Origin of the sequence: Corynebacterium sp. MSK297, from assembly GCF_030232885.1 — a bacterium.
GTDB lineage: Bacteria > Actinomycetota > Actinomycetes > Mycobacteriales > Mycobacteriaceae > Corynebacterium.
In genome coordinates, this window is sequence record NZ_JASPGD010000015.1 from 12,202 (window position 1) to 28,399 (window position 16,198).

Sequence of the window (16,198 nt, forward strand, 5' to 3'; positions counted from 1 at the left end):
CTTACTAGTTTTACTTGCGCACGTAGGAGCGCAGCGTTATGTAGGCGGTGATACCGGAAAAGAGCATCCCGACGACGGCGACGGCGGGGAAACTAGCCCAAATATCGCGGGTGCGAATCGGTGCAATCAATTGCGATTCGTACAAACCTGCCAACGATGGATCCACTACCGCGAACTTCGCAGCAAACAAACCCATCCCAGCAACGATGGCACCCAGCAATGTTGCCAGCATCGCCTCAATCACGAATGGGGCCTGGGTGTACCAACGGGAAGCACCCACGATGCGCATGATGGCAATTTCTTCCCGACGGTTAAACGCCGCGATTTGCACCATGTTGGCGATCAAGAAAATCGCAGCCACCGCCTGCACCACAGCGAGAAGGAACGTCGCATTCCGGATACTATCCAGGTTGTCCGTGGCTCCGCGGACATCTTCGACCTGGTCGATGACACTATCAACCTGCGGCAGGTCCCGGATTGGGTCCAGCGGGCTGGTATCAGTCGGATCCTTCAGCCGTACGTGCAATGCAGCGGGCAAAGCATCCGGTGAGGTCTCTTCCACCAACACAGGGTCGGTTTCCCCGAATACTTCCACGAAACGCTCATACGACTGCGCTTGCGAACGGAAAATCACCGACTCCACGCCCTCTTCCGACACCAAAGCTTGCTTGACCTCGTTACAGGCCTGCGAGGTGCAGTCTTCATCAGTCGTAGAGATTTCTTCATCCAACTGCACCATCACCTCTACGCGCTCAAGGTAGATGTCTTTGGTATCCGACGCCATCATCGACACCAGAACACCGGCAGTGACCAGGCTTAGCGAAATCGCGGTGGTAACAATCAGCGCAAAAGCCATGGTGAAGTTGCGGCCCAGACCTTTGAACGACTCTTTGAGCACAAAACTCAGCTTCATATCTCTCTTTTCCCTTCCGGGCAGTACTTGCAGGCGGTAGCGGAACTACCACCCAGCTACCGTGATTCGCCGTAAACACCATGGGCTTCATCACGCACGATTGTGCCCAGACTCATCTCAATCACACGTTGCCGCATATCGTTGACGGTGCGCGCGTTGTGCGTAGACATGACGACGGTGGTGCCTTTCGCGTTGATCTGTCGTAACAACGTCATGATCTCGTCCGCGGTATGCGGATCCAAGTTGCCAGTGGGTTCGTCGGCTAGCAACAGCAGTGGGCGGTTCACAAACGCCCGGGCAATGGCTACGCGCTGCTGTTCACCACCCGAAAGCTCATTCGGCATGCGATTAGCTTTAGCATCCAACCCAACCATTTCGAGCGCTTCCATGGTGCGCTTTTTGATGCGTTGCGGGCGCTCGCCAATAACCTCCAAGGCGAATGCCACATTGTCGTAGACATTCAGTTTGCTCAGCAGACGGAAATCCTGGAAGACATACCCGATGCGCTGGCGCAGCTTGTTCACCTCTCCACCCTTGAGCTTATTAACGTGAAAATCTGCGAAATGGATATCGCCTTTGGAGACATTGGTATCGCGAATAAGCAGTTGCAAAAACGTCGACTTTCCCGAGCCAGACGGGCCAATCAAGAACACAAACTCGCCCTTGTCGATCTGCAGATCGATCTCATCCAGCGCCGGCCGCGTTGATGTCGGATATTCCTTGGAGACCTTATCGAAAGTGATCACAACTTACACTCTAACCACAGTGACAACTGATGGGTAGTGCACTAATTCTAGACAAGCAACACCGACAGATATATCGTGAAATAGATCACCGAACCATATGATCTACATGATCGGCAATCAGACCAACCACAGATCGGCCATGAACCATGAACGCAACCTCGGCACACGGAGCTGGCAAAACACACAACGCTAGCAATGCTGACAAAGCCAGCAATGCTGACGAGGCCGACCAGGCCACAGCATCATCGACATCGAGAACATCGACGTTGAAATCATCAACGCCGAACGACGGCGATACCAATAAAAAAGACAAAAAGGACCAGGACACCGGCGGCAAGGCCGGAGAATCTGCGGGCGGTTTTCTGGGACTGATCGAAAAAATCGGTAACAAACTGCCGAATCCATTTTGGCTATTTGTCATCCTCGCCGGACTAATCGCCATTACCAGCTGGGTCGGCTCAACGATTGGCATGACCGCCACCCAGCCAGATTCCGGCGACACCGTCGAAGTAGAAAACCTGCTGACCACCGACGGAATCCAACGCATGGTCACCGACGCGGTGGAAAACTTCACCAGCTTCCCTCCGCTCGGTGTCATCTTGACGGTGATGCTGGGCGTAGCAGTTGCTGAGCATTCTGGGTTGCTGAGTGCTCTGGTGCGGTCCATGGTCGCGAAAGTGGGCCCGAAGGTACTGACGTTTGCCCTCGCTCTAGCCGGCGTTACTGGTTCGGTAGCTTCCGATGCTGTTTATGTCATCCTGATTCCACTGGGCGCAATGTCGTTTCATGCGCTTGGCCGCTCACCCATCGTGGGCGCGATGGTGGCGTTCGCCGCATCGTCGGCAGGCTTCAACTCTTCGCTGATCCTGAACATCACTGACCTCTTGCTGGCAGGTATTTCCACCCCGGCTGCGCAACTAGTCGACGAAAACTACGACGTGTCCCCACTGGCGAATATCTTCTTCGTCATCCCATCCGCGTTGGTACTGGCGCTGATCATCACTGTTGTGACCGAGTTGTTCGTGAACAAGCGTGCACACGATCTGGTCGATCATGACGAAATCGACTACTCCGAAGTCTCGTTCGACAATGCCGCCGGTGGCGGTGATACATCCGATGACGGTGATACATCCAATGGCCGTTACGCCTCCGGTGACGGTGGCACATCCGGTGATGGCGATAACGACACCAGCAGTGACGATGCCCGCGCCCTGCTCACGCTTGCCGCACACGAAAAAGCAGGCTTGCGCGCGACCGGCATCGCCTTGTTGGTGATGCTCGTCGCTTATTTTGCGCTGTTGTTCATCCCGGGTTCGCCACTGGCTGGCCCAGACGGCGAAACCATGGATTCGCCACTCATCCGCTCCATCGCGGTACCTATCGCCGGAGCGTTTTTCCTGTGCGGAATCGTCTACGGCTTGGTATCCAAATCCATCACCAGCTCCGGTGATATCCCAGAATTCATGGCCGCTGGCCTGAAAACCATGCTGCCAATGATCGTGTTGTTCTTCGCCGTCGCGCAGTTTTTGGCATGGTTTGAATGGTCCAACCTGGGTGTGTGGACCGCGATTACCGGCTCCGAACTGCTCAACCGAGCAGACCTACCACCATTCTTATTATTCGCTGGTGTGGTCGTTTTGGTTGCGCTGCTCAACCTGTTTATTACTTCGGGTTCTGCGCAGTGGGCCTTGATGGCTCCGGTTATTGTTCCGATGCTGATGTATGTCGGCATCTCGCCGGAAGTCAGCCAGATGCTGTTCCGTATCGGCGATAGTCCGACAAACATCATCACGCCAATGTCGCCATATTTCGCGCTGGCACTGACCTTCCTGCAGCGTTATTACAAGCATTCCGGCGTCGGCACCTTGATGTCACTGGCACTGCCGTATTCGATCTCAATGATTGTCGGCTGGTTCACATTCTTCCTGATCTGGTACTTCCTGGGCATCCCGCTGGGCCCCGGATCACCAATGGAATACCCAGCAGCTACTCACTAGCTTGCCCCGCGGTGTCGTCGCCGTTGTCGCCGACCTCCGACATACGCCACCGGATGGCAGATTCTACAAAGCCATCCAGATCGCCATCCAGCACCTTGCCAGGATCCCCTACCTCATGGTTGGTGCGCAGATCTTTCACCATCTGGTACGGGTGCAAAACATACGAGCGCATCTGGTTACCCCACGAAGCATTACCACCAGCGCCGAGCGCATCCAGCTCGGCGCGTTCTTCTTGCCGCTTACGCTCCAACAATTTCGCCTGCAACACACGCATCGCAGAGGCTTTGTTTTGAATCTGTGATTTCTCATTCTGGCAGGTCACCACAATACCGGTGGGCACGTGGGTCAACCGCACCGCCGAGTCAGTGGTGTTCACTGACTGCCCGCCCGGCCCCGAGGAGCGGTAGACATCGGTACGAATCTCAGAATCCGGTACCTCAATGGAGTCGGTCTGTTCCACGACCGGTAACACTTCCACCTCCGCAAACGAGGTTTGGCGTCGTGCTTGGTTATCAAACGGGGAAATCCGCACCAACCGGTGTGCGCCTTGTTCCACAGACAACGTTCCGTACATGTATTCCCCGTGCACGACGAAAGTCGCGGATTTAATACCAGCTTCTTCGGCATAGGAAACGTCATAAATTTCCACCTTGTGCCCTTTGCGCTCTGCCCAGCGGATATACATGCGCATCAACATTTCCGCCCAATCCGCAGCATCCACGCCACCGGCACCGGAGCGAATGGTGACCACGGCTTCACGCTCGTCGTACTCACCAGCGAGCAACGTGGTGATCTCTAAGGCATGAATATCTTCTTCCAGCGCCGCCAATTCTTCATCGGCAGCAACCGTAGCTGCTTCGTCTCCACCTTCGGCGGCTTCTTCGTCGGCAAGCTCATACAGAACCGGAACATCATCCAGGCGCTGGCGTAAATCTTTGAGTTTGCGCAGTTTTGCCTGCTTGGCCGACAGCTCGGAGGTGATCTTTTGGGCGTGAGCGGGATCATCCCACAGGCTTGGATCCGCAGCTTTGTCCTCAAGCTCGCGTACCCGCTGCCGCAGATACTCAGGGTCGGCCACCTGCTCGATTGAGGCAAGCGTGGTGGTGAGCTCTTTGACTACAGCTGCTTTATCCGATCGCATAACTTTCCAGCCTACTCAATCACCGATGCTCAATCACCAGTGGAACAATCGAGCAGATTCGGCTGGGTGACGGAATTTTCCGACGCCGTGTTTTCAGGCAGAATGGTGGCCATGAATTCGCCCGCAGATTCTGCCTCGAACGACCCGAAACTCGAGCTCAACAAAGCCATCGACGCCACCGCCAAAGCATTCATGGTGGCACATGTCAGCGACGATGATGGCCAGCTGGCCCAAGCGCTTGTGCTCAATGCCGGGCGCATCGCGTGGCGTTTGCGCGAAAAAGGCCTGGAGCAAGACACCAAAACCTCCATTTCCGACGTCGTGACCAACGCCGACCACGCCGCCGAGCGTTTCATCGCCACAGTGTTAGAAGGCATCCGAGCAGAAGACGGCATCGTCGGTGAAGAAGGGGCACGGACGAACAGCAAATCCGGGCGCAATTGGGTGATTGACCCAGTCGACGGCACCTATAACTTCGCCTCCGGCTCGGATTATTGGTGCTCCGCATTGGCCTTGGTGCGCGGTTGCGTGGAGGGTCCCGACGAGATCATCGCGGCCGCGGTGCACCGCCCGGCGATGGGCTACACCTGGTTTTCCGGGGCTGGCCTGCACACCACCCGCGACGGCGATGAGCTCGCAGCAATTAACGACCGCGGCCTAGACACTGCGTGCGTAGGCACCTATTTACACCCAACCTGCATAGCAGATGACGCTACCCGAAGTGCGTGGAAATCCGTGCTCAGCAAAGCAGCTACCCTGCGCATGCTCGGCGCAGGCTCGGTCGATCTAGCTTCGGTTGCCGACGGCACCTTGCACGCCTGGATGCAGCACTCAGTGCCAGCCTGGGACTGGTTGCCCGGCAAGGCTCTAGTAGAAGGAGCGGGTGGCACGACCGCCACCCAAGTGGCAGGCGGAGTGCGCTGGCATATCGCAGGCAATGAACAGACCGTTGCGGAGATTGTAAAAATTCTGAAAGGCACAAACGATGACTAACCCTACTGGCTCCGCATACGCGGAGGATCTTGCGCTGGCACTGGAGCTAGCTGACCGCGCCGACGGTGTGACTTTGCACCGCTTTAACTCCGCCGACCTGCAGGTGCAGTCCAAACCGGATATGACCCCAGTCAGCGACGCCGATATTTCCTGCGAAGAAATGCTACGCGAGCATTTGGGCGGCGCACGCCACAAAGATGCGATTCTTGGCGAGGAAATGGGCGGCACCCCGGTATTTTCTGGACGTCAGTGGGTCATCGACCCAATCGACGGCACCAAGAACTACGTCCGCGGCGTGCCGGTGTGGGCGACGCTGATTGCTTTGCTTGTCGACGGCGAGCCCGTCGTCGGCGTGGTCTCTGCCCCGGCGCTGGGTCGGCGGTGGTACGCGGCCAAAGATCACGGTGCGTTCCGGCGCGTCTTCAACTCTGAACCAGACCCGTTATCGGTCTCCGAAGTGCGGGAATTGGAAGATGCCTCCGTGTCATTTTCGTCTTTGGCAGGCTGGCAAGAACGCGACAAGCTCGGCAATTTCGTGGAATTGAGCGAGAAAACCTGGCGACTGCGTGGTTTCGGCGATTTCTGGTCTTATTGCCTGGTTGCTGAGGGCGCTGTCGATGCCGCTGCAGAACCAGAAGTATCGCTGTGGGATTTAGCAGCGCTGGACATCATCGTGCGTGAAGCCGGTGGGAATTTCACTAGCCTTGCTGGCAAGCAAGGCCCACACGGTGGCTCGGCGGTAGCAACCAATGGTCACCTGCACGAGTCCGTGTTGGGACTGCTGCGCTAAAGCGGCCTGGGTGTGTTAGTTTTCCGGCAACTGGAAACCAGCACCTACGCCACCACGAGCGTCTAGGTCAGCAAAGATGGTGTCGGCATCGCTGGCCATGGTTGGCACATGCAGGAATCCCTGCAGTGGGCTCCGGCACGACAGATCCAAACCCGTAGGGTTGATCCCACCGGAAATGATGCCAACCAGGCGGTTTCCTACCAGAAGCGGCCCGCCGGAATCTCCAAGACTCGCGCATACCTGGTTAAACTGAATCCCTTCGGCATCGCCGTAGTGGACGCCGCAGGTGTGGCCGGTACCAACACCGTTTTTGCAGACCTGGTCACCAAATCGCGGTCCGGCACCAATCTCGTCGACGGTGACGTTGTTGTAGCTGCGGGAAACTTCCGCATTGGATCCAAATTCGATCACGGAATAATCGTGATGCGCATTGGAGGCCACGATGGTGCCGGAGTTGCCTACCTGCCACGAATCAGCTGAGGCAACGTGGTCGCCTTCGGCACCACAGTGCCCGGCGGTAATACCGACCTTGTGTCCCTGCGCGTCGGTACCCGCAACCGCGAGCGTGCAGATCCCCGAGTCACCGACGAACAGCGGCGTGCCGGGGCCATACAGTGATGTGCCCTGCGCGAGATACTCATTCGATTCTTCCGGGATGCGCGGCGCATCAAACCAGGATCCAGGTACTCGGTGCAAGACGAAATCTTCGGTAGGCTTGCCTGCCAGGATCTTCGACAGCGGATCGTTCACCCAGCGCATGTTGGGATCAATAGCAGGATTTTCGATGATTGCCGGGCGCTCCCCGATGCCGGCGTAGTTATTGCCGTCAGAGCCGATGCCGTCAGAGCCGATGCCATCAGAGCCGTTTCCGTTGCCGTTAACAGCACGATCGTCACGCGTCTCAACGGCAGGATCGCTGTCGAAGGACGCTACCTCAGCACCGCTTGCCGACGCCTGCGCGCGCTGCGGGCTCCGGTGCTGAGGTAGCGCACTGGCGATCTGCTGGTCGATAGCATCGGTGATCTCTCGGTCTAGCTCCGGGGTCTGAATCCCCCACTGCTGTAACTGGCCACGGGCATTATCGACGAATCCGGCAGAATCAACCACCGGACCTTCTTCGATGATCTTGCGGATCTCTTGATACGCCCCGGCATGCTGATCCCAAGGTTCGGCATGCGCGGTGGCAGCTCCTGTTAATAGTCCGGTCACACACGTTGCCGCAGACGCAACGATGGCGGCGTATTTACGCTTCCTGCTACTGCGTGTGTTCACCGACTGTGCGCTTGTCTGCAGTGCTTCACGGTATTGTGCTGCTCGCTGCGCCGCTGGTCGTCCTCGCACGAATCATCCTCTATTCTGCTCGCTCAGGCCAATTCTTTTCTGCCTCATGGTGGCATGCTCATGGTGGCATGGGGTTCCATTAATCTGGTAGGAATTAATCAGGTCGTTGGATGATAGTTACCAAACGTTTATTACCTGTGTGCGCGAGCAGGAAGAACACATTTATCCACGGTACTGGCACCACCCCCATACGTACAGTTAGTCCACGATCTTTTCCGGATCTCCGAGCCGCTCGCCAAGCCCCACCAGCGCAGCAAAAACCGCAGCCAAAGCCAGGGAAATGCCTGACCAGAACGGGTACAACTTGGGCCCAGCTGCCTTCGCCAACAATGCGCCGAGAAACCCGCCCAGAGTGTTGGAGAGGAGATCATCAGTAGAGCTTCGTCCGACCGAAAACGCGTATTGTGCTATTTCGATACTGAAACTGCACAGCACAGCTAGTACGGCGACCTTCCACACGCTTGCCGACCCAGTCCGCGATCCACCGCGCACTCGGTTGCTTCCCCTGCGCGAACTTCCCGTAGCAAACATGATGAACAACAGCGCACCAAAGGGAATGAATAAAGCAGTATTTCCGCCATATTCGAACACACTGAGGAACCAGTTCGATGACGAGCGCCAGACATCGAGTGGTTCCAGAATGATCTCACGCACGCGCTGGTTGTCTGGGTCCCAGAGATAACCGATCTGATAGAAACTTTTCAGCAGGGTTAAGGCAATAATGACGGCCAGCCAGGCCACAAACGCAATTTGGTGAAGATTTTTCATTAGTCGTTGTTGCCGTTTTCTGGGCTGCGGGCGGAAACCTGCGATTGTTGCTGCTGCGGCGCACGCACGCGCAAAGACTCCAGGCCAGTCGTCGCCAAGGGAATTTCTTCCCGACGCATTGCTTCGAGCACCGCGGAGATCACTGCATCGGTGGCCTCGCGCGATTCCAACCGCGTGGAACCCGACCAGAATAATAATTCCAAGCTGACGGTTTCTGTGCCCACTTCGTGGTAGTACGCGGTTGGTGCGGGGTCGTTCAGGACACAGTCCACCGAACCCATGGCAGCAATGGCGGTATTTTTGGCTTTCGTGAGATTCGCGCTCGTCGCTATATCGATCACCACCCGGGCACGGATGGTTTCAAACCCGGTTTGCACGATGACTTCCCCGGAGTGCATGAGCGTATTCGGGATCACCACGAGCTGGCCGTCGAAACGTCTAATGCTCGTGGAACTGAGATAAATATAGGTGATGGTCCCGGCGTTATCACCCACCCGTACTTGATCGCCGACGCGGAATTGATCGCGCGCGAGGATCATGATGCCTGCGAACATGTTGCCCAGCACCGTCTGGAAGGCAATACCGGCGGCAATGGACACGACACCAATGCCGCCGAGAATGTCGACCGGGTTAATCGAGGGAAAGACCACCGTCATTGCAGCAGAAAACGCCAACACTGCGATGATCCAAAACACCAGACGACCCAATACCCTGCGTGAACTGCGTACCCGGCCGCGTGCCCGCAGATAAAGGCGTGTGATCGCAGTTGCGACGGCTGCTATGGCAAGTCCAATCAACAGGGTGATCAGTCCCCGGAACACGCCATCCCAGGTAATTGTTCGGATGAGTTCTTCTCCAGGTGCATTCACGCCAAGTTCATTCACACTTCACTATCTTAGGGTTCATGAGCTCCCAAAATCGAGTGACAGATACCGACGGATCCATCACGGCGGTTCCCGTTGCCAGCTACCCGGTACGTGGGCATGAGATCCTGTTATTCCGTGTCTTCGACGTGCGCGGTGAACAGGACGGTGAGGGTACGGTGCGTCCAGCAGCGTTTTCCGTACTGGCCGACCGGCTGTGGCCGCGCGGGATCAGAAAAGAAGATCTGCAGCCAGACCTGTGGGATAAACAGCTGTGCCCGTCGCAAGAACTCCGGAAAGAATTCCACGACGGGCTGTCTTTCGACGAATTCAGCCAGCGCTACACGTCCGAGCTAGACCAGCGAGCTGCCAATGGCGAGCTTGCCGACGCCATAACGGCCTTGTCTAAAGCAGCGGGGCAAGGAAATATCGCGCTACTGTTTGCCGGCAAGGACACTGAGCACACCCATGCTCGTATCCTGGCCCAATGGTTGGTGGAAGCAGTCACTGCAAACACAGATGCTTAATTCTCGTATCGCGTGTTGCGTGTTGTTCCACACGCGTGAGCTTTAGTCTTCGCGCGATTTAAATGGGGATGGCACGCGCACGCCGCGCTCTTCTGCGACTTCATTGGCCCGGTTATAACCAGCGTCGACGTGGCGGATCACACCCATCGCAGGGTCGTTGGTCAACACGGCTTCCAGCTTCTTCGCGGCCAACTCGGTACCGTCTGCCACCGTGACCTGGCCACAGTGGATAGAACGGCCCATGCCGACGCCGCCGCCGTGGTGCAGGGATACCCAGGTAGCGCCACCAGAAGTCGCGGTCAGAGCATTGAGCAGCGGCCAGTCCGCGACGGCATCGGTACCGTCCAGCATGCCTTCGGTCTCACGGTATGGCGAGGCCACCGAACCGGAGTCCAGGTGGTCTCGGCCAATAACGATCGGCGCTTTGACCTTGCCTTCTGCCACCAGCTTGTTGAAAAGCAAACCGGCCTTGTGGCGTTCGCCGTAACCCAACCAGCAGATACGTGCTGGCAGGCCTTCGAATTCCACGTATTCATCAGCTGCATCCAGCCAGTTGTGCAGGTGCTCGTTATCCGGGAACAGCTCCTTGATGGCCTGGTCAGTGACCTTGATATCTTCTGGATCGCCCGAAAGCGCCACCCAGCGGAATGGTCCCAGCCCTTCACAGAACAATGGACGGATATACGCTGGGACGAAGCCCGGGAATTCAAATGCGCGATTGTAGCCAGCGTGCCGGGCTTCGTCACGAATGGAGTTGCCGTAGTCGAAGACCTCAGCGCCTTCGTCCTGGAATTCCACCATCGCCTGCACCTGAGCCGCCATGGATTCGCGTGCTTTCTTGGTAAAGGTCTGTGGGTCAGCCTTCGCCTCACGGTGCCACTCGTCGACTGAGTGCTCTACCGGCAGGTAGGACAAAGGATCGTGCGCGGAAGTCTGGTCTGTCACAATGTCGACTGTGAGTTCGCCTGCGCGGTGTCGCTTGAGCATCTCCGGGAAGATTTCGGCAGCATTGCCGACGACGCCGATGGTCAGCGCGCGTTTTTCTTCTTTGGCCTGGTTAGCCATCTGGATGGCTTCATCCAGCGAGGTGGTGACCTCATCCAGGTAGCGCTTGCCTTGTCGACGCTTCAAACGGGTCTCATCAACATCAGCGATAATGCACACACCACCATTGAGTTTGACGGCTAGCGGCTGCGCACCGCCCATACCGCCACACCCGCCGGTCAGAGTCAGAGTGCCAGCCAAAGTGTCGTTGAAACGCTTGGTGGCAACGGCCGCGAACGTTTCGTAGGTTCCCTGCAAGATACCCTGAGTGGCAATGTAGATCCAGGAGCCCGCGGTCATCTGGCCATACATCATTAGGCCTTCGTCGTCGAGCTTGCGAAAGTGCTCCCAGTTGGCCCAGTCTCCCACCAGGTTGGAGTTAGCGATCAGCACACGCGGAGCCCATTCATTGGTACGCAGCACACCGACCGGCTTACCGGATTGCACCAACAGGGTCTCGTCGGATTCCAGGTCTTTCAACACATCGACAATGGCGTCGAAAGATTCCCAGTTACGGGCTGCTTTACCAGTACCGCCGTAAACCACGAGATCTTCCGGACGCTCTGCAACCTCGGGATCTAGGTTGTTCATCAACATGCGCAGCGGAGCTTCCGTCTGCCACGATTTTGCGGACAATTCGGTTCCACGCGGGGCGCGAATTTCACGGGGTTGCGACATAATGGCGGGAATCCTTTCACTCAAACACTTTGTTCTTGCTGTTTAATTTAGGAGTTTTCTAGGTCACAAAACAGGGGCTTGCCGACGGTTATGTCTGAAATACCAGACGGGTATGTGCAGCGGGTTATCCCCTATTGCCATACATGCGCGCTGAAATATCACGCGCGGCAGAGCTCAGATGATCTCGCAATTCTTCAAATTGCCCGGCACGCAAACTATCCACCGGATACGTCACTGCCAACGCTGCCGCGGGACGCTGCAAGTGATCCAACACCGGCACCGCAACACTGGCCTGCCCCCTGCTTACTTCTTGCACTTCCACATCAAATCCGCGTTCGCGGACGTCGGCAAGATGTTTTTGAAACGCGCCCCAGCCTTCTGCCGCATCCGAAGCCGAGTAAACCGCACGGTATTCCGTTTCCGGCAAGTGCGCGAGCATCACCCTGCCCGAGGCCGTGCCCACCGCGGGCAAGCGGACCCCCACCTGGCTAATTAGCGACACCGCCCGCGTGGCACGCGTTTCCTGCAAATATACAATCTCAGTGGCAGACAAGCGGGATAAGTGCCCCGATCCGCCTGCCAAACTGGCGGCTTTGGCCAGGTATTTTTGACTCAACCGCACCAACGGCTGCTGGGTCGTATAGGCATTTGCCATGGAATACGCAGCCAGGCCGAGACCATAGGTACGTTCGCCAGCAAGGTGGACAACAAAGCCAGCCTCGACCATCTCTGCCAGCAAGTGATACGTGGTAGACCGCGGAATGCCGAGTTCCCGATGGATGCGCGCTGCGGAAATCGGCACATCGATGGTAGAAAGCAACCGCAAAATATCTAGAGTATGCCGGGCAGCCGGAACCTGCGGAGAATTCATAAACTACAGACTAACGACTACAGATCACCGAACGCCGCCACACCGGCCAGAGCGTTATAACAGCAAATACGCAATCGGGGTGGCAATGAGAATTGTCAGCGCCACGCGCTCAAACCAGATGATCACGATGGAGGTCAAAGAAATTGGAATGCGGGTAGCCATAATGCACGGAATAAGAGCAGAAAAGAAAATGATCATCGAGATGGAGACTAGTCCGACGACGAACTTCGCTACGAGGTTTTCTGATCCCGCCATGCTGGCTGCAGGCAGAAACATCTCCGCAATACCGGTGGCCATCGCCTGGCTGGCGTCCATGGCTTCCGGAAGGCGAACGATCCAGGCGAACGGGTAGAACAGATAGCCAATCCACTCGAACACCGGGGTGAAACGCTCCAGCAAAATGCCACCCAGGCCAACCGACAGAATCGACGGCACGATAGCACCGGCCATCTTGATACCGTCGAGGAAGCTATCGAGCACAGCCCGCCACAGGCTCGGGGCATTTTCCAACGTATACAGAGCCTCGTGCCACGCCGCTTTGACACGGCTACCGCTCACTTTCGATTCTGGCTCAGGGCTCGCCCCCTCGTAGTAATCGTCGGAGATACGCGACAACGGTGGAATACGCACAGTAATGGCGGTCACCACGAAAGTTACCACCAGCGTGGCGAAAAAGAACGTGGTCCAGATTTCCATCAGTCCGAGCGCATTGGCAACGATGACCATAAACGCTGCCGAGACCGTCGAAAAGCCGGTGGCAATGATGGCTGCTTCTTTCGCGGTATACCCACCACGCTGATAGACCCGATCCGTAATCAAGATCCCCAACGAATACGAGCCGACGAACGAGGCTACCGCGTCGATAGCCGAACGACCTGGGGTTTTCCACAGTGGGCGCATGACTGGCTGCATAAGCACCCCAATAAATTCCAAAAAACCGTAGCTCACCAAAAGTGCAAGGAAGGCCGAACCGATCGGAACAATCAAACCGACCGGAGTAGCAATCTTTTCCCAGAGAAATGGCACCAAGTCTTCGTCGCCAAGCACCCATGGCAACGCATCAAGGACCGCCAACAGCGCAATGATGAAGCCAATGACATTCGTGACGACGAAGACCGCCGACAGCGTGCCCTCTTTCCAATTCTGCTTGTAAATGGAACGCGCGGCACCGAAGCCAGCTAAAGCCAGGATGATCCACGGAACGATGCCGGGCACTCCTTCGCGCACCATGGTGACCATATGGTCTAGCGGGATCGAGCTTTTCCCTTGGTAGCTCAGCGGGAAGAAAAAGACGAAAGCACCAATGGCGCTGTAGACAAACAGCCGCCAGATATTCTTCGGCACCGGTGGGTCAGTATGCCCAACGCTCGGCACGTTAGTAACGTGCGTCGGCTCTGGAATGGTCGGCGACACGGCTATTCCCCTTTGCTTGACTATTTCTTATTCCTGGCTCCCAAACACGAATCCCGCATCACATACACACGGAATAAGTGATGTCACTAACAATAGGGTTTGTTCAACAGTGTGAGCAAGACAATAACCTAGAAATAAGTCTGGGATTACAGACTGGAGGCTTCCCTGGGGCCAGAGAGCGCGTTGATTATTACTCGATCCCATTGTGCATCTCACAAAAAGCAAGCCCCTCATGATGCCGCCACAGCCGAAGTCCTAATCAAGCCAAACACAGGCCAAGCACACTTCGCCGTCAGCTTCGACGCTGGCATAATGCGAAAAACCGTGGCACCACAGTGCCACGGTTAAGATCTTTGCTCTGCAGTGCGCGCTAACGACTACACGTGAGGCGCAAGAGTATTCGCGATGTACTCGGACCCTGAGTCAGTAGGATGTATAGCCATGTTGTAATCCGGCGTCGTCGTATCGATGATGCCGGCGACCCACCGCTGCGCATCTGGGGTGCAAGTATCGTGGCCCCGAGCACCATCTATCATGTCAACATAGCTCGCCCCCATAAGGTGCGCTGCCCGAATCTGATTATCACGGTTCCAATTTTCTACATCACGCAGGACCGGGAGAAAAATCCCACCAGGATGATTCGGAATGACATTGACAGCGCACAGCGTTGCGTGTTCACGATCCACGGTGGGTAAGGCGCCAGAAAGAACAATCTTTGCTTCTGGAGCAACATGACGGATTTTATCTGCAGCCTCGCGAAGACGGTTGAGATAATTATCCTGAATATTCTTCGCGAAATCCGGCGAACTCGTCAGGACTTTCGCATTAAACGGACCATAATCATTCATGCCCACCGCAATGACAACGGTGGTGTCATTGCGCACATCGCCTTCAGCAATCGCACGATCCAAACGCTCATTCATAGTGTTGGATGTCTGTGCGGTGCACGACCAGTCAGCCAAAGGCCGGTTCGTCTTTGCTGCCAACTTCCGTGGCCAGTTATTGGGTGCTTGCAAGCACCCTTCGCGGAACGGATAATTGTCAGTTGCCAACGGTAACCAGCGAAAACTGTTTCGTAGTTCGTCTGGATTGGCGGTATATGAGTCACCGAGCGTAACAATATTACCCGGTTCAGCGGCCTCAGCGACGCTACTGGCTCCTGTTAACAGCATTGCCGCTCCACTCACGGCAGCAACGCACTTTTTGACGAGGCGCATGAAATTTTCCCTTCCGAGAATATCGAATTGGTTGCTTTCTTAAAGTCGGTGTGTCTGACTTATGGATTAATCAGTCCGGTTAACCCCACCCACAGCAACTTACGCATCAGAACTATCATAAAGCAACCTACACATCAGCATTATCATACTGAACGTACTGCACAAGGCCGTGAACAGAGTGTGCATGGTCACGGGGAAGATACCGGGTTAAGTAGCAGGAAATGTGTCTGTTTTTCAGGATAACTGCTGCTAGGAACACGGAAATCGGGTTTGAATAAGGCTCTGCACATTATTCCGGCCCGTTTTTGTTCAATACCCCGGAACGGCACCTACATGTGCTAACAGGTTGCTGATGTTGTTATCCAGTGACTACCAACAGACCACAATGTCCTATATGCGCTGGGCAAATGAAGAAAAACGGCACTACATCTAAAGGCAAAACCAGATGGCGATGCAAAGACCCCTCCTGTGGCAGCTCCTTAACACGTCACCGAGCCGATAAGACCCAAGCCCGAGATTTTCAGGCTTTCTACCGCTACGCAGTATCAACAACATCACTGACACAACTCGCTGGGCAATTAGGTCTCAGTAGATGGACTCTCAACCGCCGCTTCGCCCCGTTGTGGCTCATCGACGTCCCCAACACCCCAGACCCCAACCGCATCTACGACCAGATCTTTATCGACGGCACCTACACCGCAGCAGGCTGCCTGCTTATAGCTGCAAGCCATAACCACGTCATAGCCTGGCACTGGGCCAAAAGCGAAACCGCCAACGCCTACAAAAAACTACTATCAAAGATCCCACCACCACTATGCGTAGTGAGGTTACCCTCGTTTAGTGGACACCCGATTAATGCGGATCTTGTGTCCGTAAGAGAGGATGCTCATTGTGAG

14 protein-coding genes and 1 pseudogene are annotated in these 16,198 nt (G+C 56.0%); 5 read left to right on the forward strand and 10 right to left on the reverse strand.

Annotated elements, in window-relative coordinates:
• Window positions 1–10: 10 nt before the first annotated feature.
• Both ftsX and ftsE read right to left on the reverse strand, forming a co-directional pair.
• Window positions 11–913: a permease-like cell division protein FtsX gene (gene ftsX / locus QP888_RS10545; RefSeq protein ID WP_284813523.1), complete on the reverse strand. Its 903-nt coding sequence runs from the start codon at window positions 911–913 to the stop codon at window positions 11–13.
• Between the two features lie 56 nt (window positions 914–969).
• On the reverse strand, window positions 970–1,659 hold the full coding sequence (gene ftsE / locus QP888_RS10550; RefSeq protein ID WP_284813524.1) for a cell division ATP-binding protein FtsE: 690 nt from the start codon (window positions 1,657–1,659) through the stop codon (window positions 970–972).
• A gap of 146 nt (window positions 1,660–1,805) precedes the next feature.
• Here ftsE and QP888_RS10555 point away from each other — a divergent pair, with 146 nt between their 5' ends.
• Complete coding sequence (locus QP888_RS10555) at window positions 1,806–3,656, forward strand: AbgT family transporter (RefSeq protein WP_284813525.1); 1,851 nt, start codon at window positions 1,806–1,808, stop codon at window positions 3,654–3,656.
• On the opposite strand, the gene prfB is transcribed toward QP888_RS10555, so the two are convergent.
• Complete coding sequence (gene prfB, locus QP888_RS10560) at window positions 3,646–4,797, reverse strand: peptide chain release factor 2 (protein ID WP_284813526.1); 1,152 nt, start codon at window positions 4,795–4,797, stop codon at window positions 3,646–3,648. The two genes, QP888_RS10555 and prfB, sit on opposite strands and share 11 nt — an antisense overlap.
• Window positions 4,798–4,908: 111 nt before the next feature.
• Between prfB and QP888_RS10565 the strand changes: the two genes are divergently transcribed.
• Entirely contained in the window at window positions 4,909–5,790 is an 882-nt protein-coding gene (locus QP888_RS10565; protein ID WP_502869179.1) for an inositol monophosphatase family protein, read from the forward strand.
• The gene (gene hisN / locus QP888_RS10570; protein WP_284813527.1) at window positions 5,783–6,580 is read left to right on the forward strand and encodes a histidinol-phosphatase; all 798 of its coding nucleotides are present in this window, start codon (window positions 5,783–5,785) and stop codon (window positions 6,578–6,580) included. The genes QP888_RS10565 and hisN overlap by 8 nt, the downstream gene beginning before the upstream one ends.
• A gap of 15 nt (window positions 6,581–6,595) precedes the next feature.
• Here hisN and QP888_RS10575 read toward each other — a convergent pair whose 3' ends face one another.
• The 3 genes from QP888_RS10575 to QP888_RS10585 all read right to left on the reverse strand — a co-directional run bounded on the left by QP888_RS10575 (window position 6,596) and on the right by QP888_RS10585 (window position 9,558).
• On the reverse strand, window positions 6,596–7,921 hold the full coding sequence (locus tag QP888_RS10575) for a S1 family peptidase (protein ID WP_284813528.1): 1,326 nt from the start codon (window positions 7,919–7,921) through the stop codon (window positions 6,596–6,598).
• A gap of 198 nt (window positions 7,922–8,119) precedes the next feature.
• Window positions 8,120–8,689: a VanZ family protein gene (locus tag QP888_RS10580; protein WP_284813529.1), complete on the reverse strand. Its 570-nt coding sequence runs from the start codon at window positions 8,687–8,689 to the stop codon at window positions 8,120–8,122.
• Window positions 8,689–9,558 (reverse strand): mechanosensitive ion channel family protein, encoded by an 870-nt coding sequence (locus QP888_RS10585; protein ID WP_284813530.1) that lies wholly within the window; start codon window positions 9,556–9,558, stop codon window positions 8,689–8,691. Before QP888_RS10585 ends, QP888_RS10580 begins: the two co-directional genes overlap by 1 nt.
• Window positions 9,559–9,593: 35 nt before the next feature.
• Between QP888_RS10585 and QP888_RS10590 the strand changes: the two genes are divergently transcribed.
• On the forward strand, window positions 9,594–10,079 hold the full coding sequence (locus QP888_RS10590; protein WP_284813531.1) for a DUF488 domain-containing protein: 486 nt from the start codon (window positions 9,594–9,596) through the stop codon (window positions 10,077–10,079).
• A 42-nt stretch (window positions 10,080–10,121) separates the two neighbouring features.
• Here QP888_RS10590 and hutU read toward each other — a convergent pair whose 3' ends face one another.
• The 4 genes from hutU to QP888_RS10610 form a co-directional block, all read right to left on the reverse strand.
• Window positions 10,122–11,801 (reverse strand): urocanate hydratase, encoded by a 1,680-nt coding sequence (hutU, locus tag QP888_RS10595; RefSeq protein ID WP_284813532.1) that lies wholly within the window; start codon window positions 11,799–11,801, stop codon window positions 10,122–10,124.
• Window positions 11,802–11,925: 124 nt separating this feature from the next.
• On the reverse strand, window positions 11,926–12,672 hold the full coding sequence (locus QP888_RS10600; protein WP_284813533.1) for an IclR family transcriptional regulator: 747 nt from the start codon (window positions 12,670–12,672) through the stop codon (window positions 11,926–11,928).
• Between the two features lie 54 nt (window positions 12,673–12,726).
• Complete coding sequence (locus QP888_RS10605; protein WP_502869180.1) at window positions 12,727–14,073, reverse strand: YjiH family protein; 1,347 nt, start codon at window positions 14,071–14,073, stop codon at window positions 12,727–12,729.
• A 389-nt stretch (window positions 14,074–14,462) separates the two neighbouring features.
• Window positions 14,463–15,257, reverse strand: coding sequence for a GDSL-type esterase/lipase family protein (locus tag QP888_RS10610; protein ID WP_284813534.1), 795 nt, complete (start codon window positions 15,255–15,257; stop codon window positions 14,463–14,465).
• 410 nt (window positions 15,258–15,667) lie between these two features.
• On the opposite strand from QP888_RS10610, the pseudogene QP888_RS10615 reads away from it, so the two are divergent.
• Window positions 15,668–16,126 (forward strand): annotated as a pseudogene (locus tag QP888_RS10615) (IS1/IS1595 family N-terminal zinc-binding domain-containing protein); the annotation flags it as partial.
• Between the last annotated feature and the right edge of the window lie 72 nt (window positions 16,127–16,198).